Source organism: Bacillus sp. PS217 (assembly GCF_037963535.1).
Classification (GTDB): Bacteria; Bacillota; Bacilli; order Bacillales; family Bacillaceae; genus Bacillus; species Bacillus subtilis.
This window is the reverse complement of record NZ_CP150157.1, coordinates 4,089,466-4,110,163: the sequence shown is the minus strand read 5'-3', so window position 1 is coordinate 4,110,163 and position 20,698 is coordinate 4,089,466. Positions and strand designations below refer to the sequence as shown.

General features: G+C 45.2%; 19 protein-coding genes, 4 tRNA genes and 2 pseudogenes. 19 read left to right on the top strand and 6 right to left on the bottom strand.

Annotated features, from left to right (window positions below):
- Positions 1-76 precede the first annotated feature (76 nt).
- A complete protein-coding gene (locus NSQ83_RS21245) occupies positions 77-1,285 on the bottom strand; it encodes a CynX/NimT family MFS transporter (protein WP_163182288.1) in 1,209 nt (402 codons plus the stop codon).
- A gap of 72 nt (positions 1,286-1,357) precedes the next feature.
- The gene (locus NSQ83_RS21240) at positions 1,358-1,498 is read right to left on the bottom strand and encodes a YycC family protein (RefSeq protein WP_003242786.1); all 141 of its coding nucleotides are present in this window, start codon (positions 1,496-1,498) and stop codon (positions 1,358-1,360) included.
- 120 nt (positions 1,499-1,618) lie between these two features.
- On the opposite strand from NSQ83_RS21240, the gene NSQ83_RS21235 reads away from it, so the two are divergent.
- Positions 1,619-1,822 carry a hypothetical protein gene (locus tag NSQ83_RS21235; protein ID WP_015250806.1) on the top strand — a complete coding sequence of 68 codons (204 nt, stop codon included), beginning with the start codon at positions 1,619-1,621 and terminating at the stop codon, positions 1,820-1,822.
- A 47-nt stretch (positions 1,823-1,869) separates the two neighbouring features.
- Here the strand turns inward: NSQ83_RS21235 and NSQ83_RS21230 are convergent, their stop codons facing one another.
- On the bottom strand, positions 1,870-2,070 hold the full coding sequence (locus NSQ83_RS21230) for a DUF2188 domain-containing protein (RefSeq protein ID WP_003226922.1): 201 nt from the start codon (positions 2,068-2,070) through the stop codon (positions 1,870-1,872).
- A 169-nt stretch (positions 2,071-2,239) separates the two neighbouring features.
- Here NSQ83_RS21230 and dnaB point away from each other — a divergent pair, with 169 nt between their 5' ends.
- The 15 genes and pseudogenes from dnaB to NSQ83_RS21155 form a co-directional block, all read left to right on the top strand.
- On the top strand, positions 2,240-3,604 hold the full coding sequence (gene dnaB / locus NSQ83_RS21225) for a replicative DNA helicase (RefSeq protein WP_003226923.1): 1,365 nt from the start codon (positions 2,240-2,242) through the stop codon (positions 3,602-3,604).
- Between the two features lie 119 nt (positions 3,605-3,723).
- Positions 3,724-4,143, top strand: a complete 420-nt coding sequence (locus NSQ83_RS21220; protein WP_015250809.1) for a VOC family protein — start codon at positions 3,724-3,726, stop codon at positions 4,141-4,143.
- Between the two features lie 205 nt (positions 4,144-4,348).
- Positions 4,349-5,641 carry an adenylosuccinate synthase gene (gene purA / locus NSQ83_RS21215; RefSeq protein WP_003226929.1) on the top strand — a complete coding sequence of 431 codons (1,293 nt, stop codon included), beginning with the start codon at positions 4,349-4,351 and terminating at the stop codon, positions 5,639-5,641.
- 224 nt (positions 5,642-5,865) lie between these two features.
- A tRNA-Lys gene (locus tag NSQ83_RS21210) sits at positions 5,866-5,941 on the top strand.
- A gap of 9 nt (positions 5,942-5,950) precedes the next feature.
- Positions 5,951-6,022: transfer RNA gene (locus NSQ83_RS21205), tRNA-Glu, on the top strand.
- 81 nt (positions 6,023-6,103) lie between these two features.
- Positions 6,104-6,180: transfer RNA gene (locus NSQ83_RS21200), tRNA-Asp, on the top strand.
- Between the two features lie 35 nt (positions 6,181-6,215).
- Positions 6,216-6,288 (top strand) — tRNA-Phe (locus NSQ83_RS21195).
- A gap of 383 nt (positions 6,289-6,671) precedes the next feature.
- Positions 6,672-7,379, top strand: a complete 708-nt coding sequence (gene walR / locus NSQ83_RS21190) for a cell wall metabolism DNA-binding response regulator WalR (protein WP_003244363.1) — start codon at positions 6,672-6,674, stop codon at positions 7,377-7,379.
- 7 nt (positions 7,380-7,386) lie between these two features.
- Positions 7,387-9,222 carry a cell wall metabolism sensor histidine kinase WalK gene (gene walK, locus NSQ83_RS21185; RefSeq protein ID WP_069703964.1) on the top strand — a complete coding sequence of 612 codons (1,836 nt, stop codon included), beginning with the start codon at positions 7,387-7,389 and terminating at the stop codon, positions 9,220-9,222.
- Positions 9,212-10,579: a WalRK two-component regulatory system regulator WalH gene (walH, locus tag NSQ83_RS21180; RefSeq protein ID WP_046664054.1), complete on the top strand. Its 1,368-nt coding sequence runs from the start codon at positions 9,212-9,214 to the stop codon at positions 10,577-10,579. Before walK ends, walH begins: the two co-directional genes overlap by 11 nt.
- Positions 10,566-11,408, top strand: coding sequence for a WalRK two-component regulatory system regulator WalI (gene walI / locus NSQ83_RS21175; RefSeq protein WP_046161072.1), 843 nt, complete (start codon positions 10,566-10,568; stop codon positions 11,406-11,408). The genes walH and walI overlap by 14 nt, the downstream gene beginning before the upstream one ends.
- Before the next feature lie 21 nt (positions 11,409-11,429).
- A complete protein-coding gene (locus NSQ83_RS21170; RefSeq protein ID WP_003226939.1) occupies positions 11,430-12,224 on the top strand; it encodes an MBL fold metallo-hydrolase in 795 nt (264 codons plus the stop codon).
- Between the two features lie 81 nt (positions 12,225-12,305).
- On the top strand, positions 12,306-13,508 hold the full coding sequence (gene htrC / locus NSQ83_RS21165) for a serine protease HtrC (RefSeq protein WP_198878350.1): 1,203 nt from the start codon (positions 12,306-12,308) through the stop codon (positions 13,506-13,508).
- Between the two features lie 20 nt (positions 13,509-13,528).
- Positions 13,529-13,658 (top strand): annotated as a pseudogene (locus NSQ83_RS21160) (hypothetical protein).
- Between the two features lie 21 nt (positions 13,659-13,679).
- Positions 13,680-13,838 (top strand): annotated as a pseudogene (locus tag NSQ83_RS21155) (ATP-binding protein); the annotation flags it as partial.
- Here NSQ83_RS21155 and rocR read toward each other — a convergent pair.
- Positions 13,820-15,205 carry an arginine utilization regulatory protein RocR gene (rocR, locus tag NSQ83_RS21150; RefSeq protein ID WP_198878351.1) on the bottom strand — a complete coding sequence of 462 codons (1,386 nt, stop codon included), beginning with the start codon at positions 15,203-15,205 and terminating at the stop codon, positions 13,820-13,822. The pseudogene NSQ83_RS21155 and the gene rocR sit on opposite strands and share 19 nt — an antisense overlap.
- A gap of 240 nt (positions 15,206-15,445) precedes the next feature.
- On the opposite strand from rocR, the gene rocD reads away from it, so the two are divergent.
- The 3 genes from rocD to rocF all read left to right on the top strand — a co-directional run bounded on the left by rocD (position 15,446) and on the right by rocF (position 19,240).
- On the top strand, positions 15,446-16,651 hold the full coding sequence (gene rocD / locus NSQ83_RS21145) for an ornithine aminotransferase (protein ID WP_217024020.1): 1,206 nt from the start codon (positions 15,446-15,448) through the stop codon (positions 16,649-16,651).
- Positions 16,652-16,873: 222 nt separating this feature from the next.
- A complete protein-coding gene (locus NSQ83_RS21140; protein WP_003242721.1) occupies positions 16,874-18,277 on the top strand; it encodes an amino acid permease in 1,404 nt (467 codons plus the stop codon).
- A 72-nt stretch (positions 18,278-18,349) separates the two neighbouring features.
- Positions 18,350-19,240: an arginase gene (gene rocF, locus NSQ83_RS21135; RefSeq protein WP_003226959.1), complete on the top strand. Its 891-nt coding sequence runs from the start codon at positions 18,350-18,352 to the stop codon at positions 19,238-19,240.
- A 235-nt stretch (positions 19,241-19,475) separates the two neighbouring features.
- On the opposite strand, the gene NSQ83_RS21130 is transcribed toward rocF, so the two are convergent.
- Together NSQ83_RS21130 and rapG are read right to left on the bottom strand one after the other, a co-directional pair.
- The gene (locus NSQ83_RS21130) at positions 19,476-19,592 is read right to left on the bottom strand and encodes a Phr family secreted Rap phosphatase inhibitor (protein ID WP_003226961.1); all 117 of its coding nucleotides are present in this window, start codon (positions 19,590-19,592) and stop codon (positions 19,476-19,478) included.
- Entirely contained in the window at positions 19,593-20,690 is a 1,098-nt protein-coding gene (gene rapG / locus NSQ83_RS21125) for a response regulator aspartate phosphatase RapG (protein WP_153912456.1), read from the bottom strand. It lies immediately after the preceding gene.
- Positions 20,691-20,698: the final 8 nt, after the last annotated feature.

The following is a 20,698-nucleotide window of genomic DNA, read 5'->3' as shown; positions in this document are numbered from 1 at the left end:
GTAAAAAACAAATATGAAAAACTTATGAATAAACCATAAATATTCAAAGAAAAAAGCGGAGATATTTTCCCCGCTTTTATGCTGAATTTCTTTGTTTTTCTGACTGGAAAATGTATCGATCTCGTCCGGCTCCCTGTCCGGCTGCTCCCATTACGATCAGGGCAGCAATGAGAAGCACAATCGGCATCGTCCATGAATGCGTCTGGTCAAAGAGATAGCCGACAAAGATTGGCCCGACTGCTGCCAGCAGGTAGCCGAATGACTGAGACATGCCTGACAGCGCAGCGGCCTGTTGGGCATTTTCACTGCGGAGACCAATCAAAGTGAGCGCCAGACTAATGCTGGAGCCTTGCCCGATACCGATAATGATCATCCAGATGGCAAGCAATGTATGGCTTCCGCCCGCTAATAATCCGCAGAGGCCGATCAGATAAACTGAGGCCAGCGCCGCAACGATACCACGCTGCTGTTTCACACGGTCAGCTAAAACTGGTGTCAAAAAAGTGGAAGGCAGACTCGCAAATTGCATGAGTGATACCATCCATCCGGCTGTTGCCGTATCAATCCCGTGTGAACGGAGAATTTCAGGAAACCAAGCGATGCTGCTGTAAAATAAAAACGATTGCAGGCCCATAAAGATGGTGACATACCATGCCATTTTGGAAGCCCAAATGGAACTGGATTGCAGCTTCATTGTCTGGTTTGCCGTATCCCGGTGGCGCAGCTGAGGTATCCAGATTAGCAATGCAAGTAAAGCCAGCCCACCCCATAAGAGAAAGGCATGTTTCCATCCGCCATCCATCTGGGTCGCTAAAGGCACGCTGACACCCGATGCTAAAGCTGCGAATATATTCATTGATGTCGTATACAGGCTGATCATGATCCCTGGCTTTTCAGGGTATTTATGTTTGATTAAGCTTGGCAAAAGTACGTTACCAATCGCAATTCCGACTCCGATAAGTGCCGTTCCGAAAAACAAAGCGGCAGTATAGCCGGTAGAACGAGTCAAAACACCGATAAGCAGTATCACGAGACCTAGCCATAAAGTTCGCTCATTTCCGAGGCGCTGTCCAAGCTTAGGTGCAAGTGGAGAAAGAACTGCAAACGAAAGCAGCGGCAGTGCGGTCAAAAAACCGGCTGCCCCATTGGACATGTGCAGCTCTGCCCGGATAGAGCTGATGACCGGACCGACTGAAGTGATCGCGGGCCGTAAGTTAAAGGCGATAAAGATAATGCCGGTGATCAGCCAAAATGATTGGATTTTTTTATTATGTGGATGTGGCAAAGCAGTTACTCCTCTTTTCTAACATATACATGATATTATCCCGAAACAGGTAAGCAAGTATGTGAATGAACGCTATGATTTGTCCTCTTTTTGCAGTTCAGCCATTTTGGCAAGCAGAATATGCTGAGGCATATGCATGATCTGTTCAAGCGGCAGATTCAAGGACTCTGCAAGCTTTTGTGCAGTTTCAGCAGAAATTTGCAAAGGTCTCACAAAAGATCCCTCCTCTCTTCTGTCCATTGTACAAGAATCAGATGTGAAATGTAAGAAGATGTCACAAAGGAATAGAGCAATCGGAAAATGACCGTTATAAAAGAGGTAAGGAGGGTTCTTATGCACGCACCGTTATCCTTATTAAAACAAATGCTGAAGGAACACCAAATAGACACTGAAAAAGCTGTCACTTTCGAAGAATATATAGCAGTGAGGCTAAAGCTTCAGGAGCTGATGGGGAAATTTGCTTCGATCGGGGAGTGGGATCTGTATCAAAAAGCGGCAGATTTGATGATGCACATAGGCATCCAATGGATGAAATAAACCGATAACCGCTAAAAAACCCTCGCTGCAGCGAAGGCTTTCATTCATTAAAATGAGTGTTCTTCCTCCACATTTTTAAACTGGTCATAAATTACAAGCTTAGACGGACTGTTTTCCTTAGCCACCTGTTTGGCCTTTTCAATAGCGGCGTCTTTAGACGTATACAAAGCTGTCGGCGCTACATTCTCCACCTCAATAAACCAGCCGTCCGCATCAACATTAGGCGTAATCGCATATTTCTTTATCATCTTTCATTCCTCCCTCATGTTTTATTGCATTTTTCCCGCCTTGTTACTGTCCGAAACGATCCAATCTGCTAACTGAAAAAAACAGGAAACAGACAATTTTTCTATTTTTTTTCTGTAGAAATGGTAGAATGGAGGTTGGAGATTTTTTAATGAGAGGACGGTGCTTAGCATGACAGACCTTCTGAATGACCGGCTTCCTCCGCAAAATATAGAAGCCGAACAAGCCGTGTTAGGCGCTATTTTTTTACAGCCGTCTGCTTTAACACTGGCTTCAGAAGTATTGATTCCAGATGATTTCTATAGAATGTCCCACCAAAAAATCTATAATGCGATGCTGGTGCTCGGTGACCGAGGTGAACCGGTTGATCTGGTGACAGTAACATCAGAGCTTGCGAACACAGACCTGCTGGAAGAAGTAGGCGGCATTTCATATTTGACAGATATCGCAAATTCGGTGCCGACAGCGGCTAACATAGAATATTACGCGAAAATCGTTGAGGAAAAATCGATTCTTCGCCGATTAATCAGAACTGCGACAACGATTGCTCAAGACGGGTATACCCGTGAGGATGAGGTCGAGGATTTACTCAGTGAAGCGGAAAAAACGATTATGGAAGTGGCACAGCGCAAAAACACGAGTGCCTTCCAAAATATTAAGGACGTCCTTGTCCAGACCTATGATAATATCGAACAGCTTCACAATCGAAAAGGTGATATCACGGGAATTCCAACAGGGTTTACGGAGCTTGACCGGATGACTGCGGGTTTCCAGCGCAACGACTTGATCATTGTGGCTGCCCGTCCGTCAGTAGGGAAAACAGCCTTTGCCCTGAACATCGCACAAAACGTGGCGACAAAGACCGATGAGAGCGTAGCGATTTTCAGTCTTGAGATGGGTGCCGAGCAGCTCGTTATGCGTATGCTCTGTGCCGAGGGAAATATCAATGCCCAGAATCTCCGTACAGGTAACCTGACCGAAGAGGATTGGGGCAAGCTGACGATGGCAATGGGAAGCCTGTCGAACAGCGGGATTTACATCGATGATACACCGGGTATTCGAGTGAGTGAAATCCGTGCCAAGTGCCGCCGCTTGAAGCAGGAAAGCGGGCTGGGCATGATTTTGATCGATTACCTGCAATTGATTCAGGGAAGCGGTCGTTCAAAGGACAACCGTCAGCAGGAAGTATCTGAAATTTCCCGTGAACTGAAGTCGATTGCCAGGGAGCTGCAAGTCCCTGTTATCGCGCTTTCTCAGCTTTCTCGGGGCGTTGAGCAGCGTCAGGATAAACGTCCGATGATGTCTGATATCCGGGAATCAGGAAGTATCGAGCAGGACGCGGATATTGTCGCGTTCCTTTATCGTGATGACTACTATGACAAAGAAACCGAGAATAAAAATATTATCGAAATTATTATCGCCAAACAGCGTAACGGCCCGGTAGGAACCGTGTCTCTTGCGTTCGTAAAAGAATACAACAAATTCGTCAACCTGGAACGGCGTTTTGATGACGCAGGCGTTCCGCCCGGCGCATAAGCCCCAAGAGCTGCTCTTGGGGTTTTTTCATTCGAAAGATGGAAGAAATACCGTTCGCTCAGCGGATGAAAAATTGAAAGCGTTTTAATAAAATGGTGCAAAAAGGAGATGGTAACAATATGGGAAAACGTTTTTCGTCTTTTCACGCAGCACAAATCCGAATTGCGCGTCCTACGGGCCAGCTTGATGAGATTATTCGTTTTTACGAAGAGGGATTGTGTTTGAAACGAATAGGAGAATTTTCAAAGCATAACGGGTATGACGGTGTCATGTTCGGCCTTCCTCATGCCGATTATCATTTAGAATTCACCCAGTATGAAGGGGGAAGCACTGCCCCCGTTCCCCATCCCGACAGCCTTCTTGTTTTTTATGTGCCGAATGCAGATGAACTGGCAGCGATCACTTCAAAGCTAAAGCACATGGGCTATCAAGAGGTCGAATCAGAGAACCCGTACTGGAGCAATGGGGGCGTAACGATAGAGGACCCGGATGGCTGGCGGGTCGTTTTTATGAATTCAAAAGGGATATCAGGCAAGTGATTCTTTCTTATGCTAAAGGATGAAAGTTTCGCAAGCTTTTTATGACAAAGCAGTGAGAAAACGCTTATAAAACGAATGGAAGCGAACGAATATAGATTTACAATAATTTAATGTTCGGATTTACAATTGACTTTCTGTTTCTTCACTGATAAACTTGATTTGTTTGAATAGAATCGTTTTGAAAGGTTAACGGAGGTGCACGGACATGTCTTCAGTAGTTGTAGTAGGTACGCAATGGGGCGATGAAGGAAAAGGTAAAATTACAGATTTCCTATCAGAAAATGCAGAAGTGATCGCCCGTTATCAAGGCGGAAATAACGCAGGGCATACAATCAAGTTTGACGGAATCACATATAAGCTTCACTTAATCCCGTCTGGAATTTTCTATAAGGATAAAACGTGTGTAATCGGAAACGGAATGGTTGTAGATCCGAAAGCATTAGTCACAGAGCTTGCGTATCTTCATGAGCGCAACGTGAGTACAGATAACCTGAGAATCAGCAACAGAGCTCACGTCATTCTGCCGTATCATTTGAAATTGGATGAAGTGGAAGAAGAGCGTAAAGGGGCTAACAAGATCGGCACAACGAAAAAAGGAATCGGCCCTGCTTACATGGATAAAGCAGCCCGCATCGGAATTCGCATCGCGGATCTGTTAGACCGTGACGCGTTTGCGGAAAAGCTTGAGCGCAATCTTGAAGAAAAAAACCGTCTTCTCGAGAAAATGTACGAGACAGAAGGGTTTAAACTTGAGGATATCTTAGACGAATATTATGAGTACGGACAGCAGATTAAAAAGTATGTTTGCGATACATCTGTTGTCTTAAACGATGCTCTTGATGAAGGGCGCCGTGTATTATTTGAAGGCGCACAAGGGGTTATGCTCGATATCGACCAAGGAACATACCCGTTTGTTACGTCATCTAACCCGGTTGCCGGCGGTGTCACGATCGGTTCTGGTGTCGGCCCGACCAAAATCAAGCACGTTGTCGGTGTATCAAAAGCATATACGACTCGTGTCGGCGACGGTCCTTTCCCGACTGAGCTGAAAGATGAAATCGGCGATCAAATCCGTGAAGTCGGACGCGAATATGGAACAACAACAGGCCGCCCGCGCCGTGTCGGCTGGTTTGACAGCGTTGTTGTCCGCCACGCCCGCCGTGTGAGCGGAATTACAGATCTTTCTCTGAACTCAATTGACGTCCTAACAGGAATTGAAACGTTGAAAATCTGTGTGGCGTACCGCTACAAAGGCGAAATCATTGAAGAATTCCCAGCAAGTCTTAAGGCACTTGCTGAATGTGAGCCGGTATATGAAGAAATGCCGGGCTGGACTGAGGATATTACAGGTGCGAAGAGCTTGAGCGAGCTTCCGGAAAATGCGCGCCATTATCTTGAGCGTGTGTCTCAGCTTACAGGCATTCCGCTTTCTATTTTCTCTGTCGGTCCAGACCGCTCACAAACAAATGTCCTTCGCAGTGTGTACCGTGCGAACTAAATAGAATATGTCTGCAAGCCCCTATTTAAGGGGCTTGTTTTTTGTTTGAAAGCCGCATATAAGTTGGTCTGAGAAAAAAATATGAAAAAAAACCAAAAAAGTTATTGCCACTTCTATTTGTTCGTGATATTATAAATCTCGTTGTTACGGAAACTGCTTCAATAGAGTACAAGATGAGAACTAGATTTAAGTCGTTTGCTCTATAGAAATTCCGACATCTTTAAGAGCCATTAGCTCAGTTGGTAGAGCATCTGACTTTTAATCAGAGGGTCGAAGGTTCGAGTCCTTCATGGCTCACCATTTCGTGAAGGCCCGTTGGTCAAGCGGTTAAGACACCGCCCTTTCACGGCGGTAACACGGGTTCGAATCCCGTACGGGTCATTGATTTACTTTAGCGTTATTGCTAAATTCCTTATTTGTCTGTGAGAGCTGACACGACAGCTCTCCGGGCAATTACTGTAAGGTCCGGTAGTTCAGTTGGTTAGAATGCCTGCCTGTCACGCAGGAGGTCGCGGGTTCGAGTCCCGTCCGGACCGCCATTTTACTTTACTTAGTAGAGAAAAATAAAACATTTGGCTCGGTAGCTCAGTTGGTAGAGCAACGGACTGAAAATCCGTGTGTCGGCGGTTCGATTCCGTCCCGAGCCACTTACCAAACGCATCTGCAATCGTAGGTGCGTTTTTTCTTTTAGGAAAAAGGCAAACATGAGGAGTGTTATAATAGAAGAAAAAGGGAGAACCGGCCCTGCGGCCGGTTCAAAGAAGAAGACGTCATTGATAAAGACGCACTCCGGTGAGGGGAGGTTTCAATAAAGTTATCTTTTTTAAAAAAAGTTGACCAGCATGACAATAGATAAACAACTGGCGATAAAGGTGAAACATGTGTTTTTTTTCTAAACCTTTATTTTTTTTATCTTTTGACCTTAAACCGTTATAATAGACAAGGACCCATTCTTTACATGGGCCATAAGTGATGAAACGAATGTTATATAGATGAAATGAAGTCATTCGGCAGGAGGAAAATCAAAATGATGGATAAAAAGATCCTTGTAGTAGATGATGAAAAACCGATTGCAGATATATTGGAATTTAACTTAAGAAAAGAAGGCTATGAAGTGCACTGTGCCCACGATGGAAACGAAGCCGTTGAAATGGTAGAAGAGCTTCAGCCTGATTTAATTCTTTTAGATATTATGCTCCCGAATAAAGACGGCGTTGAAGTATGCCGCGAAGTCAGAAAGAAATACGATATGCCAATCATTATGCTGACGGCTAAAGATTCAGAAATTGACAAGGTTATCGGGCTTGAAATCGGTGCTGATGACTATGTCACAAAACCATTCAGCACACGCGAGCTCTTGGCACGTGTAAAAGCGAACCTGCGTCGCCAGCTGACAACAGCGCCTGCGGAGGAAGAGCCTTCCTCTAACGAGATTCATATCGGCTCTCTCGTCATCTTCCCTGACGCGTACGTTGTATCAAAACGAGACGAAACAATCGAATTGACTCATCGTGAGTTCGAATTGCTTCATTATTTAGCAAAACATATCGGACAAGTGATGACCCGTGAACATTTGCTTCAAACCGTTTGGGGCTATGATTACTTCGGCGATGTCAGAACGGTTGACGTAACAGTCCGCCGGCTTCGTGAAAAAATCGAGGACAACCCGAGCCATCCAAATTGGATCGTCACACGCCGCGGTGTAGGTTATTACTTGAGAAACCCAGAACAGGACTAATGCCCATATGAATAAGGTTGGTTTTTTTCGGTCGATCCAATTTAAGATTACCTTGATTTATGTGCTTTTGATTATCATTGCCATGCAAATCATTGGTGTGTATTTTGTCAATCAGGTAGAGAAGTCGCTGATCAGCTCTTATGAACAATCGCTGAATCAGCGAATCGACAACCTTTCTTATTATATCGAACAAGAATATAAGAGCGATAACGACAGTACCGTCATAAAGGATGACGTCAGCCGTATTTTGAATGACTTCACGAAAAGTGATGAGGTTCGGGAAATTAGCTTTGTAGATAAAAGCTATGAAGTGGTCGGTTCTTCAAAGCCGTACGGTGAGGAAGTGGCTGGGAAACAAACGACCGATCTGATTTTCAAAAGAATTTTTTCTACCAAACAGTCGTATTTAAGAAAATATTATGACCCGAAAAGCAAAATCAGAGTTCTTATTTCCGCGAAGCCCGTCATGACTGAAAACCAAGAGGTTGTCGGCGCGATCTATGTTGTCGCGAGTATGGAAGATGTCTTTAATCAAATGAAGACGATCAACACGATACTGGCGTCCGGCACAGGTTTGGCACTTGTTTTGACTGCTCTTCTCGGTATTTTTCTGGCAAGAACCATTACCCATCCGCTTTCAGATATGCGAAAGCAGGCGATGGAGCTTGCGAAAGGGAATTTCTCGAGGAAGGTTAAAAAGTACGGGCATGATGAAATTGGGCAGCTGGCCACAACGTTTAACCACTTAACGAGAGAGCTTGAAGATGCCCAGGCGATGACTGAAGGAGAACGCAGAAAGCTAGCCTCTGTCATTGCCTATATGACAGACGGCGTAATCGCTACAAACCGAAATGGAGCGATTATTCTCTTAAACAGCCCGGCGCTGGAGCTGTTGAACGTTTCACGTGAAACAGCCTTAGAAATGCCGATTACGAGTTTGCTGGGGCTTCAAGAGAATTATACTTTTGAAGATTTAGTGGAGCAGCAGGATTCTATGCTGCTTGAAATTGAGCGCGATGATGAATTAACGGTGCTTCGCGTGAATTTCTCTGTGATTCAAAGGGAACACGGCAAAATTGATGGTTTAATCGCTGTCATTTACGATGTAACCGAACAAGAGAAAATGGATCAGGAACGCAGAGAATTCGTTGCGAATGTATCACATGAGCTGCGGACGCCGCTTACGACAATGCGCAGCTATTTAGAAGCGTTAGCTGAAGGCGCGTGGGAAAATAAAGACATTGCTCCGCGCTTCTTAATGGTGACGCAAAATGAAACAGAGCGTATGATCCGACTTGTCAATGATCTGCTTCAGCTGTCGAAATTTGACAGTAAGGATTATCAATTTAACCGGGAATGGATTCAGATTGTCCGGTTTATGTCGCTTATTATTGACCGTTTTGAAATGACAAAAGAGCAGCATGTGGAGTTTATCCGTAATCTGCCGGACAGAGATCTGTACGTCGAGATCGACCAGGATAAAATTACGCAGGTGCTCGATAATATTATTTCTAACGCTTTAAAATATTCACCGGAAGGCGGACATGTCACGTTCTCGATTGATGTCATTGAAGAGGAAGAACTTCTCTATATCAGCGTGAAGGATGAAGGGATCGGCATTCCGAAAAAAGATGTCGAAAAAGTCTTTGACCGCTTCTACAGGGTGGATAAAGCGAGAACGAGAAAACTTGGCGGCACCGGTCTGGGATTGGCGATTGCCAAGGAAATGGTACAGGCGCACGGCGGAGATATTTGGGCGGACAGCATAGAAGGAAAAGGCACGACGATTACATTTACTCTTCCATATAAAGAGGAACAAGAGGATGATTGGGATGAAGCGTGAAAATATAAAAACGATATTACTTACGGTACTCGTCGTCATCAGTCTTGTTTTTACATGGGGGATATGGACGTTCCAGCCAAACTTTTCTGAAGGCTCATCCTCAACAGAGTCTACTGTTCGTGTGAAACATAAAATCGAAAAAACCACTCAAAAGCTGTCTGAAACGGTAAGGCCAAGGGACATGTTTATCCATGATGACGGCGCTCATTACAAAGTGGATGACAATGCCCTCTATGAAGAAATTTGGTCTGACTTGCCACATTGGGATGTGAAAGGAATTAAAGATATTTCGGATCAGTATGACAAGGCTGGATTCAAAAGCTGGTTTTATGGAATAGGCGGTTCTGAAGCCAAGCTTGACTTGCAATTCAGCGATACGATTCCGATTGATATTTTCCAAACGCTATTTAAATGGTCTAATCAGTCGTTTGAATACAGTTCGTTTGACCATATTCTGATCCCGTTCAATGAAACAAAAGCGAACAAGAAAATCTATTTGGTGTCATACAGCAAGCAGCTCATCCTTGAAGTGACGGTTGAATCAGCAAACTACCGGAACATTATGAACGACTTGAAAAACAGGCAATCAAATATGCCGGCGTTCAGTTTGTTCTCCATTGGCTCAAAGAAAGAGTTCTTGCTGCCGAACAAACCGCTTACGATGGACAAAAAAGAATTTGTCACAGAATCGATTAAAACAAATACCTTTAAGCAGGCTTTGTTTAGTGATCCGAGCATTGTAAGAGAAGATTCGAATTACAACAACAGAAATGTGCTGACAGATGGGATCAGCCGTTTAGATGTGAATCTAAGCCAGCGACAGGTGCAATTTCAACAGCGCAATTTGGTGCAGAGCACATCCTATCAAACAGGTGAATTAATCAAAAAGAGCCAAAAATACCTTGAGGATACCGGAAGCTGGACGGATCACTATCAATTTTTCAGTATCAATGACAGCCAGCAGCTGAGTTTCTATATCTTTATGGATCAGATCCCGGTCATTAACAGCACCGCCAAACCTTTCGGGGCGACATCGGCGATTACGGTGCAATGGGCGAATGATGATATTCTCAGCTATAAGCGGCCGAATTACAGTCTCGGAACGAATCCAATTAAAACAAGTGAAACAGAGCTCATGAGCGGCAGCGAAGTGAAGATGCTGCTTTCGAAACAAACCGCTTATGATACGGACAAAATTGATCAGATCTTCCTTGCTTATCAATTGGTATCAACATCAACCAACGATGATCCTCTCGTTGAACTGGAACCGGTTTGGGCGATGAAAGTAAATGGAAAAATTGTGCCGATTACAAAGGACTTATTGAGGAAGGAGGGGGCTAACAGTGGAGTGGAATAAGACAAAATCAATCTTCATCGTTGCCTTCCTCATTTTAGATATTTTCTTAGGCTATCAGTTTTTTCAAAAATGGCAGGCTACCGGCAAAGAATATGAAGTCATTAAAAATGATGTCGAGCATGACATGAAAGCCGATCATATCACGTATGAAGGCTTGAATAAGGAAGCAACAGAAGGCTATCGGATCACAGCAAATCAAAAAGCCTTCACCAAGGAGGAAATTGAGGCGCTGAAGGATCAAAAGCCTTTGATGGACATGCCTAGTGATGATCATAAAGTAACGAGCCTGAAAATGAAGTTTGCAAATCCAATCGCCCTATCAAAGAAGGATATCGAGGACGATGCTCAGGCACTTGTTTCTTCGAAAATTCAAGATGGCGAAAAATATAAGCTTTGGAAGGTTGATAAATCGAAGAAAGAAATTATTTTCTTCCAAACGTACGAAGGTCATTATATTTACCAAAAGACCGACAATCCCGCTAATATGATTGGGCAAGTGGTGCTGCATCTAAACGGTAAAAACGAGGTTGTGTCATACGACCAGACTACGCTTGAGACCTTCAAGCAAATCCAGAAAGAAAGCTTAATTACTGAAATGGATGCGGTTGAGCTATTGTACTATCAAAATCAATTAAAAGAATACAGCACTGTGAAGAGCTGTAAATTCGGCTATGTAGCACAATATCCGCTGACGAGTACGCAGGTGCTGGCGCCGGTATGGAGAATTACGGTCGAGTACGAGAAAAAAGTGAACGGTGAGAAAAAGACAGTACAAGAGTATTTTACTGTGAATGCTTTGGAGAGTACGATTTTAGATACAGATCAATGAAAATAATGGAGTGAGACAAACATGAGCTTGCAATTTAGCGTACTTGCGAGCGGGAGTACGGGAAATGCGTTTTACCTCGAAACAGAGGATCACGCATTTTTAGTGGACGCCGGTTTGAGCGGAAAAGCCATGGATGGGCTGATGGCGCAGATCGGGCGTAAGCTGGATGATGTAGACGGCATTTTTGTGACGCATGAGCATAGTGACCATATTAAGGGCCTTGGTGTCGTCGCCAGAAAGTACAAGCTTCCGATCTATGCGAACGAGAAGACTTGGAAAGCGATGGAGAATCAAATCGGCAAAATTGACACCGATCAAAAGTTTGTATTTCCAATGGAGACGGTAAAGTCGTTCGGCGGACTTGATGTTGAATCGTTTGGCGTCTCCCACGATGCGGCGGAACCGATGTTTTATGTGTTCCATTATAACGGCCGAAAGCTCGCGTTAATGACAGATACGGGATATGTCAGCGACCGAATGAAAGGCATTATCCGTTCAGCGAATGTGTTTGTGTTTGAAAGCAATCACGATGTCGGTATGCTGCAAATGGGAAGATACCCATGGAGCATTAAGCGGCGGATTTTAAGTGACGTCGGGCACGTGTCAAATGAAGATGCTGCCTTGGCGATGACGGATGTCATTGGCGATGAGACGTCTCGTATTTACCTGGCGCATTTGAGCCAGGACAACAACATGAAGGAGCTGGCAAGAATGTCCGTGCAGCAGACATTGGCTTCTAAAGGATTTGTGACGGGTGAGACATTTGACTTATACGACACTGATCCGAAGAAGGCCACGCCGCTTTGCGCTGTATAATTTTTCTATGTAAATCATGACTATTCTAGGAGCTTCTAACCCACAATATAACCATATTAACGTTCTTGGAAAGGATGGAATATGGTGGATTACGAACGTGAGGAAGAACATACTACTCCTGAACAGCCAAAGAGAAGTAAAAAAGGATATTTTCTTTCTAGCCTGATTGGTGTGATTGTCGGTGCCGTATTAATGGCGTTTATCATGCCGTATCTTTCAAATGAAGGGCTAGATACGGGCGCTTTAGATCAGCAGCAGAACAATAACGGCCGGGAATCAATCAGGACGGTGAATGTCAGTGTCAACAATACGGTCACCAAGATTGTCAGCAATGTGTCGCCCGCCGTTGTGGGTGTTGTGAACATCCAAAAATCAGATATACGGGGAGAGAGCGGCGAGGCTGGGAGCGGCTCTGGCGTCATCTATAAGAAAAATGACCATTCCGCTTATGTCGTGACCAACCATCATGTCATCGAAGGCGCTTCCCAAATTGAAATCAGCTTGAAAGACGGCTCACGTGTATCAGCTGATCTTGTCGGCAGCGACCAGCTGATGGACCTTGCCGTTTTACGGGTGAAAAGCGATAAGATTAAAGCAGTCGCCGATTTCGGAAATTCAGATAAAGTGAAGTCTGGGGAGCCGGTTATCGCGATCGGGAACCCGTTAGGCCTTGAGTTTGCTGGCTCTGTCACACAAGGCGTCATCTCGGGTACGGAGAGGGCGATCCCAGTCGATTCAAACGGTGACGGACAGCCTGACTGGAACGCAGAAGTCCTGCAAACAGATGCGGCCATTAACCCTGGGAACAGCGGCGGTGCTTTGTTAAATATGGATGGGAAGGTCATTGGCATCAATTCAATGAAAATTGCCGAGTCGGCGGTTGAAGGGATTGGCCTGTCGATTCCATCTAAGCTCGTGATCCCTGTGATAGAGGATTTAGAGAAATACGGAAAGGTCAAACGCCCGTTCCTTGGCATTGAGATGAAATCCCTAAGCGACATCGCAAGCTATCATTGGGATGAAACATTAAAGCTTCCTAAGAACGTCACCAATGGAGCGGTTGTGATGGGTGTAGACGCCTTTTCACCTGCCGGAAAAGCGGGACTGAAGGAACTCGATGTCATCACGGAATTTGACGGATTCAAAGTAAATGATATTGTTGACCTGCGAAAACGGCTTTATCAGAAAAAAGTCGGTGACCGGGTGAAGGTGAAGTTTTACCGCGGCGGAAAAGAAAAATCTGTTGACATCATGCTGTCGTCCGCAGACCAATTAGGAAGTTAATCAAAACAGTCTGGCATCGTTTGCCAGGCTGTTTTGATATGCAAAAAAACTGAACGGGGGTCACGCCCGTTCAGTTGAAAAGGATATATCGAATATGAAGAAAAATACAAGATGGATGTTACACGTGAAACAGCAGCAAATGGCTGTTAGCTGCAAATACCTTCATTTTCAGCATTCTCCCGAAAATATGGAGGTTCGGGATTAGGCCTTGCCATAACGAAATCGATTATCGACAATCACAATGGGACGATTGAAGTGAAAAGTGAAATCGGCAGAGGCACTGTTTTTCTGATCAGGCTTCCTGCTCCGGATTATTCGTTAGACGAGTGAGAAAATTTCTTCAGCCGATATTGGAGGCTTTGTCTGCTGATGCCAAGCTCCTGAGCAGCTTTCGAGATGTTATGGCCGTGTTTTCTTAACACGTTCTCTATCACATATTTTTCGAAGCTTTCCATTTTTTCTTTTAAGTCCGCGGCCGGCTGGTGTCTTGGTGTTTCAGGCTCTGGGATGTCAGCCGGCTTGATTTTCATTCGGTATTGATAGGGCAGATGGGAAGCCGTAATCGTTTGCTCGTCCGTCATGAAATTCATTGCGCCTTCGATCATATGCTCGAGCTCGCGAATATTTCCCGGCCAGTCATAAGAAAGGAAAAATTGCTTCACGTCATCGCTGATGTGTTCAACATTCATTTGGAACAGATGGTTGTTTTTCTGGATGAACTCCGACGCGAGAAGCAAAATGTCTTCTTTTCGTTCCCGAAGCGGCGGGATGATCAGCGTCACGACACTCAGTCTGTAATACAAGTCCTTCCGCATTCGTTCGCCTGCAATTGCATCAATTGGATCTTCATTCATCGTGGCAATAATACGTACGTCAATCGGTGTATCCTTTGTTGAACCGATGCGCCTGATTTTCCGCTCTTGAAGGGCGCGCAGCAGCTTCGCCTGAAGGCTGAGATTCAGCGAGTTGATTTCATCTAACAGCAGCGTGCCGCCGTGGGCTTGTTCAAACAGGCCGGGCTGGTCGACAGCGCCGGTAAACGCGCCTTTTTTCGTTCCGAACAAGATGCTTTCCACAAGGCTGTTTGGCAGTGCCGCACAGTTTTGCGAAATAAACGGGCCGCCAGAACGATCGCTTCCATTATGGATACTTTGCGCGAACAGTTCTTTTCCCGTGCCGGTTTCGCCTGCGAGAAGGACAGATGATGACGTACGGGTTGCCCGCTTGGCGTTTTCGATGACGTCTCGAATGGCCGGACTGGTGCCGAGAATACTGTCAAACGTATAGGTTGTGCTGCCTTTTTTGTTCATATTCTCCCTGATCAGCCGTTCAAGCTTTGTCACATCCTTGGCAATTTCAACGGCGCCCTTGATTTTGCCGTCTTGGACGATGGGATATGTATGATTGATCGTCGTGATTTCCTGGCCCTTATTATTGAAGTAGCTCTGCTTCACATTTTTAATCGTCTTGCCTTCCTGAAGAGCCTGTACCAGTGTGCTGTCCTGCTGCTTTGAAAACATAAACACATCCATCAGGTTTTTATTCAAGACGTCATGCTTCTCCATATCTTCAATCTGCATCATTTTATTGTTATAAACGATTGTGTTTCCATGCTCGTCTACCACGTGCAGGCCAACATCGATTTCATCTAAAATACTCTGAAAAACCAATGTGAGGAATTCGCTGTCTTTGACCACTGTATGAACCTCCCTCAATTATTTTCTTAATATTGCTTCTATTTTATAAAAAAACGGAGAGGATATGCAAAAGAATTTTGCACTTTCGGGAATTTTTGCTCGAAATATCAGAATGTTTTTGCACCTTGTCCTCGAAAATTGTAGAAAACACACGAATTCTTGATTTGGCACAGAACTTGCATTTATATAAAGGGAAAGCAGGATAACATGTTGAAACAGAAAACAAGGGGGAATTCAAATATGCCAGCTTTATCTAAATCCAAAGAAATTATTGATCAGACGTCTCATTACGGAGCCAACAATTATCATCCGCTCCCGATTGTTATTTCTGAAGCGCTGGGTTCTTGGGTAAAGGACCCGGAAGGCAATGAATATATGGATATGCTGAGTGCTTATTCTGCGGTAAACCAGGGGCACAGACACCCGAAAATCATTCAGGCATTAAAGGATCAGGCTGATAAAATCACCCTCACGTCACGCGCGTTTCATAACGATCAGCTTGGGCCGTTTTACGAAAAAACAGCTAAACTGACAGGCAAAGAGATGATTCTGCCGATGAATACAGGAGCCGAAGCGGTTGAATCCGCGGTGAAAGCGGCGAGACGCTGGGCGTATGAAGTGAAGGGAGTAGCTGACAATCAAGCGGAAATTATCGCATGTGTCGGGAACTTCCACGGCCGCACGATGCTGGCGGTATCTCTTTCTTCTGAAGAGGAATATAAACGAGGATTCGGCCCGATGCTTCCGGGAATCAAACTCATTCCTTACGGCGATGTGGAAGCGCTTCGACAGGCCATTACGCCGAATACAGCGGCATTCTTGTTTGAACCGATTCAAGGCGAAGCGGGCATTGTGATTCCGCCTGAAGGATTTTTACAGGAAGCGGCGGCGATTTGTAAGGAAGAGAATGTCTTGTTTATTGCGGATGAAATTCAAACGGGTCTCGGACGTACAGGCAAGACGTTTGCCTGTGACTGGGACGGCATTGTCCCTGATATGTATATTTTGGGCAAAGCGCTTGGCGGCGGTGTGTTCCCGATCTCATGCATTGCGGCGGACCGCGAGATCCTAGGCGTGTTTAACCCTGGCTCACACGGCTCAACATTTGGCGGAAACCCGCTTGCATGTGCAGTGTCTATCGCTTCATTAGAAGTGCTGGAGGATGAAAAGCTGGCGGATCGTTCTCTTGAGCTTGGAGAATACTTTAAAAGCGAGCTTGAGAGCATTGACAGCCCTGTCATTAAAGAAGTCCGCGGCAGAGGGCTGTTTATCGGTGTGGAATTGACTGAAGCGGCACGTCCGTATTGTGAGCGTTTGAAGGAAGAGGGACTTTTATGCAAGGAAACGCATGATACAGTCATTCGTTTTGCACCGCCATTAATCATTTCCAAAGAGGACTTGGATTGGGCGATAGAGAAAATTAAGCACGTGCTGCGAAACGCATAAATCCGCACCATGGCGGGATATTCACTTCGTTTGTATAAATTTACAACAGAAAAATCAGCACTCCCTATTTGCTCAGCTACAGTATTTTAGTATAATGTATCTTTATGAGAAGAAGTGAATTTTATATTAAATAGATAGAGACTCTTTGGACAGCAAACTGGGATAGCACCATGCAGATGTTCCAGCTTAGATCCAATACAAGTTGCTGAAGGGGTGCAGAAAGTGAATACAAACCAAGATAACGGAAATCAGCTCCAGCGGACAATGAAATCACGCCATTTGTTCATGATTTCATTGGGCGGAGTGATCGGAACCGGTTTCTTCCTTGGAACCGGGTTTACCATTAACCAAGCGGGACCGCTCGGCGCGGTTCTGTCCTATTTAGTGGGCGGCTTTATCATGTTTTTGACCATGCTCTGCTTAGGAGAGCTGGCAGTCGCCTTTCCTGTGTCGGGGTCCTTCCAGACCTATGCGACAAAATTTATCAGCCCGGCTTTCGGGTTTGCGTTCGGCTGGCTGTACTGGCTCGGCTGGGCGGTTACATGCGCCATTGAATTTTTATCAGCGGGGCAGCTGATGCAACGCTGGTTTCCGCATATAGACGTGTGGATCTGGTGTCTGGTCTTTGCGGCACTGATGTTTATTTTAAATGCGATCACCACAAAAGCCTTTGCGGAATCTGAATTCTGGTTCTCAGGCATTAAAATTTTGATTATCCTTTTATTTATTATTCTCGGCGGAGCTGCCATGTTTGGCCTGATTGATCTGAAGGGCGGAGAGCAGGCGCCGTTTTTGACACATTTTTATGAAGACGGGTTATTTCCGAACGGCATAAAGGCAATGCTGATTACGATGATTACCGTGAACTTTGCGTTTCAGGGGACTGAGCTGATCGGGGTTGCAGCCGGAGAAAGTGAAGACCCTGAAAAAACGATTCCGCGGTCCATCAAACAGACAGTATGGAGAACGCTTGTGTTCTTTGTGCTTTCAATCATTGTCATTGCCGGCATGATTCCTTGGAAACAGGCTGGAGTCGTGGAAAGTCCGTTTGTTGCCGTATTTGAGCAAATCGGAATCCCATATGCAGCTGATATCATGAACTTTGTTATTTTAATCGCACTGTTATCTGTTGCGAACTCAGGTTTATACGCATCAACACGTATTCTGTACGCGATGGCGAATGAAGGACAGGCCTTTAAAGCGCTCGGCAAAACAAATCAGCGCGGTGTACCGATGTACTCGTTAATCGTAACGATGGCTGTGGCCTGCCTATCCCTTCTGACAAAGTTTGCGCAGGCTGAAACTGTATATATGGTACTGTTATCTTTGGCGGGCATGAGCGCGCAGGTCGGCTGGATTACAATTTCGCTTTCCCAAATCATGTTCAGACGCAAATATATCCGTGAGGGCGGGAAGATAGAAGATTTGAAATTTAAAACACCGCTGTACCCGGTGCTTCCGCTGATCGGCCTAACGTTAAATACGGTCGTGCTCATCAGTCTTGCATTTGATCCGGAGCAGCGTATCGCGCTGTATTGCGGCGTACCGTTTATGATCATTTGCTACATCATTTATCATGTCGTCATTAAAAAACGCCAGCAGGCGAATCGTCAGCTAGAGCTTTAAAACGTTGTCCGTAAGTCATCTTTGTTAGAACCCGCATAGGACATTATCTTAAATGTTGAGGTGGAATCACAGATGGATAAAACGATTTCGGTTATTGGAATGCCAATGGATTTAGGACAAGCACGACGCGGAGTAGATATGGGCCCGAGTGCCATCCGGTACGCTCATCTGATCGAGCGGCTGTCAGACATGGGGTATACGGTTGAGGATCTTGGTGACATTCCGATCAACCGCGAAAAGATCAAAAATGACGAGGAACTGAAAAACCTGAATTCCGTTTTGGCGGGAAATGAAAAACTCGCGCAAAAGGTCAACAAAGTCATTGAAGAGAAAAAATTCCCGCTTGTCCTGGGCGGTGACCACAGTATTGCGATCGGCACGCTTGCAGGCACAGCGAAGCATTACGATAATCTCGGCGTCATCTGGTATGACGCGCACGGCGATTTGAATACACTTGAAACTTCACCATCGGGCAATATTCACGGCATGCCGCTCGCGGTCAGCCTCGGCATTGGCCACGAGTCACTGGTTAATCTTGAAGGCTACGCGCCTAAAATCAAACCGGAAAACGTCGTCATCATTGGCGCCCGGTCACTTGATGAAGGGGAGCGCAAGTACATTAAGGAAAGCGGCATGAAGGTGTACACAATGCACGAAATCGACCGTCTTGGCATGACAAAGGTCATTGAAGAAACCCTTGATTATTTATCAGCATGTGATGGCGTCCATCTGAGCCTTGATCTGGACGGACTTGATCCGAACGACGCACCGGGTGTCGGAACCCCTGTCGTCGGCGGCATCAGCTACCGGGAGAGCCATTTGGCTATGGAAATGCTGTATGACGCAGGCATCATTACCTCAGCCGAATTCGTTGAGGTTAACCCGATCCTTGATCACAAAAACAAAACAGGTAAAACAGCAGTAGAGCTCGTAGAATCCCTGCTAGGGAAGAAGCTGCTATAATAAGAAAACCCCCGCACCCGCGGGGGTTTCAGCGTGTCGACAAACCCTCGCATTCGTTGTCAGGCCTGCGCTTCGGTGCTCGCGAATTTCAAACATTCGCTGCGCTCCAATGCTCGTTCTTCCTAGACTTCAAGGGTTTTCAATCACGCTGAAAAGATGAAAGAATCCTAAAACTACAAACCGTTTTAGGATTCTTTCGTTAAATTGAACCCCCGCACCCGCGGGGGTTTTTCATTTATCCAATCATTTTCTCAGCGACTTTCATTTCCTGTGAGTGGGTTTGATGGTCCGCAATAAACCAACCTGATAAAATCACCGCTGCGACGCCTGCGCCAATCAGAAATCTTTTCATTTATATAACCTCCGTTCGTTTAATCAGTTCTTCAATTTGTAATGCTTCATAAAAAAAGTGGGCAGCTTCTTTGTAAAGCTCAAGTTCCCTATACCTGTCGCCAGCCAAAATGGAAAGTTCTCTTACACTGTCATACTCTTTCTCGGACAACAAGTCATCCATATATTGTTTGCATAAGTAAAACGTTTCCGCATGACCCCCTTCTGCATAAATGGCATATAAAATGTCTATTTTTGCCTCACATATTCTATTCGGCTCAGCAGCCAATTTTTCCTTCACTTCTTGGTAATAAGATAAGGCCTGTTCTTTCTTTTTGATCTTAAACAGCTCTCGTATCAGCAAGTAGGCAGAATGATAATAATAGGCGGAGCGGGCATACTCTTCGTTCTGTAAGGCTTCCTCTAATTTCGAAACCGCTTCTTCTGATTTGCCGCTTTGCGCATGAAGAAGGCCGAAGTTATGCAAAAGCTGGGCTTCAAAAAAATGATCCTCTAATTCACTCGTGATCCGAATTGCTTCGTCCAAATAAGCCTCAGCTTCTTCAAACTGGCTCATCTCTGTAAAATTGCCTGACATGGTAATCAGGGCTGAAGCCAGCTTCTTTTTATAATCGGTCTCTTCCCTGAACGTTTTGACCGCTTGCCGTGTATGATTGAGGGATACAATATTTTGTCCCAGCTTATAATAGAGCTTTCCGACCTTCAGGTGAAATTCGGCTTTCTCAATCGGATCGGGAATGTTGTCGAGATACTGCTCTGCATCTTTATACAGCCCAATGGCAATATCATAATTATTTTTATAGGCCTCATACATGCCTTCAAACAGAAAAAAGTAATATTTCAGCATGTCAGACGTAGCATTCATATGAGAAGGCTCCTCATGCTGAAAGCCCTGTCCTCTCGCCTCGTGAAGCAAAACCTTGTGGCGCAGTTCCAATAAGGAGAAGTAGGCAAGCACCTCCTGATCCTCTTCCATGTCATCCAATAAAGGCTTCACTTCTTCAAATAAACGGGAGGACTCTTCCACTTCATGTTTCTTGATAGCAAGGTACCAATCGTTGAGCATGCTAGCGATTTCTGCGGGTGCGATCTTATTCATGTGAAACT

What these genes read in the sequence shown, in the direction of transcription:
- NSQ83_RS21235 (WP_015250806.1), top strand. Translation starts at nt 1,619, where the DNA reads ATGCACGCACCGTTATCCTTATTAAAACAAATGCTGAAGGAACACCAA.
- NSQ83_RS21230 (WP_003226922.1), bottom strand. Translation starts at nt 2,070, where the DNA reads ATGATAAAGAAATATGCGATTACGCCTAATGTTGATGCGGACGGCTGG.
- dnaB (WP_003226923.1), top strand. Translation starts at nt 2,240, where the DNA reads ATGACAGACCTTCTGAATGACCGGCTTCCTCCGCAAAATATAGAAGCC.
- NSQ83_RS21220 (WP_015250809.1), top strand. Translation starts at nt 3,724, where the DNA reads ATGGGAAAACGTTTTTCGTCTTTTCACGCAGCACAAATCCGAATTGCG.
- purA (WP_003226929.1), top strand. Translation starts at nt 4,349, where the DNA reads ATGTCTTCAGTAGTTGTAGTAGGTACGCAATGGGGCGATGAAGGAAAA.
- walR (WP_003244363.1), top strand. Translation starts at nt 6,672, where the DNA reads ATGGATAAAAAGATCCTTGTAGTAGATGATGAAAAACCGATTGCAGAT.
- walK (WP_069703964.1), top strand. Translation starts at nt 7,387, where the DNA reads ATGAATAAGGTTGGTTTTTTTCGGTCGATCCAATTTAAGATTACCTTG.
- walH (WP_046664054.1), top strand. Translation starts at nt 9,212, where the DNA reads ATGAAGCGTGAAAATATAAAAACGATATTACTTACGGTACTCGTCGTC.
- NSQ83_RS21170 (WP_003226939.1), top strand. Translation starts at nt 11,430, where the DNA reads ATGAGCTTGCAATTTAGCGTACTTGCGAGCGGGAGTACGGGAAATGCG.
- htrC (WP_198878350.1), top strand. Translation starts at nt 12,306, where the DNA reads ATGGTGGATTACGAACGTGAGGAAGAACATACTACTCCTGAACAGCCA.
- rocD (WP_217024020.1), top strand. Translation starts at nt 15,446, where the DNA reads ATGCCAGCTTTATCTAAATCCAAAGAAATTATTGATCAGACGTCTCAT.
- rocF (WP_003226959.1), top strand. Translation starts at nt 18,350, where the DNA reads ATGGATAAAACGATTTCGGTTATTGGAATGCCAATGGATTTAGGACAA.
- NSQ83_RS21130 (WP_003226961.1), bottom strand. Translation starts at nt 19,592, where the DNA reads ATGAAAAGATTTCTGATTGGCGCAGGCGTCGCAGCGGTGATTTTATCA.
- rapG (WP_153912456.1), bottom strand. Translation starts at nt 20,690, where the DNA reads ATGAATAAGATCGCACCCGCAGAAATCGCTAGCATGCTCAACGATTGG.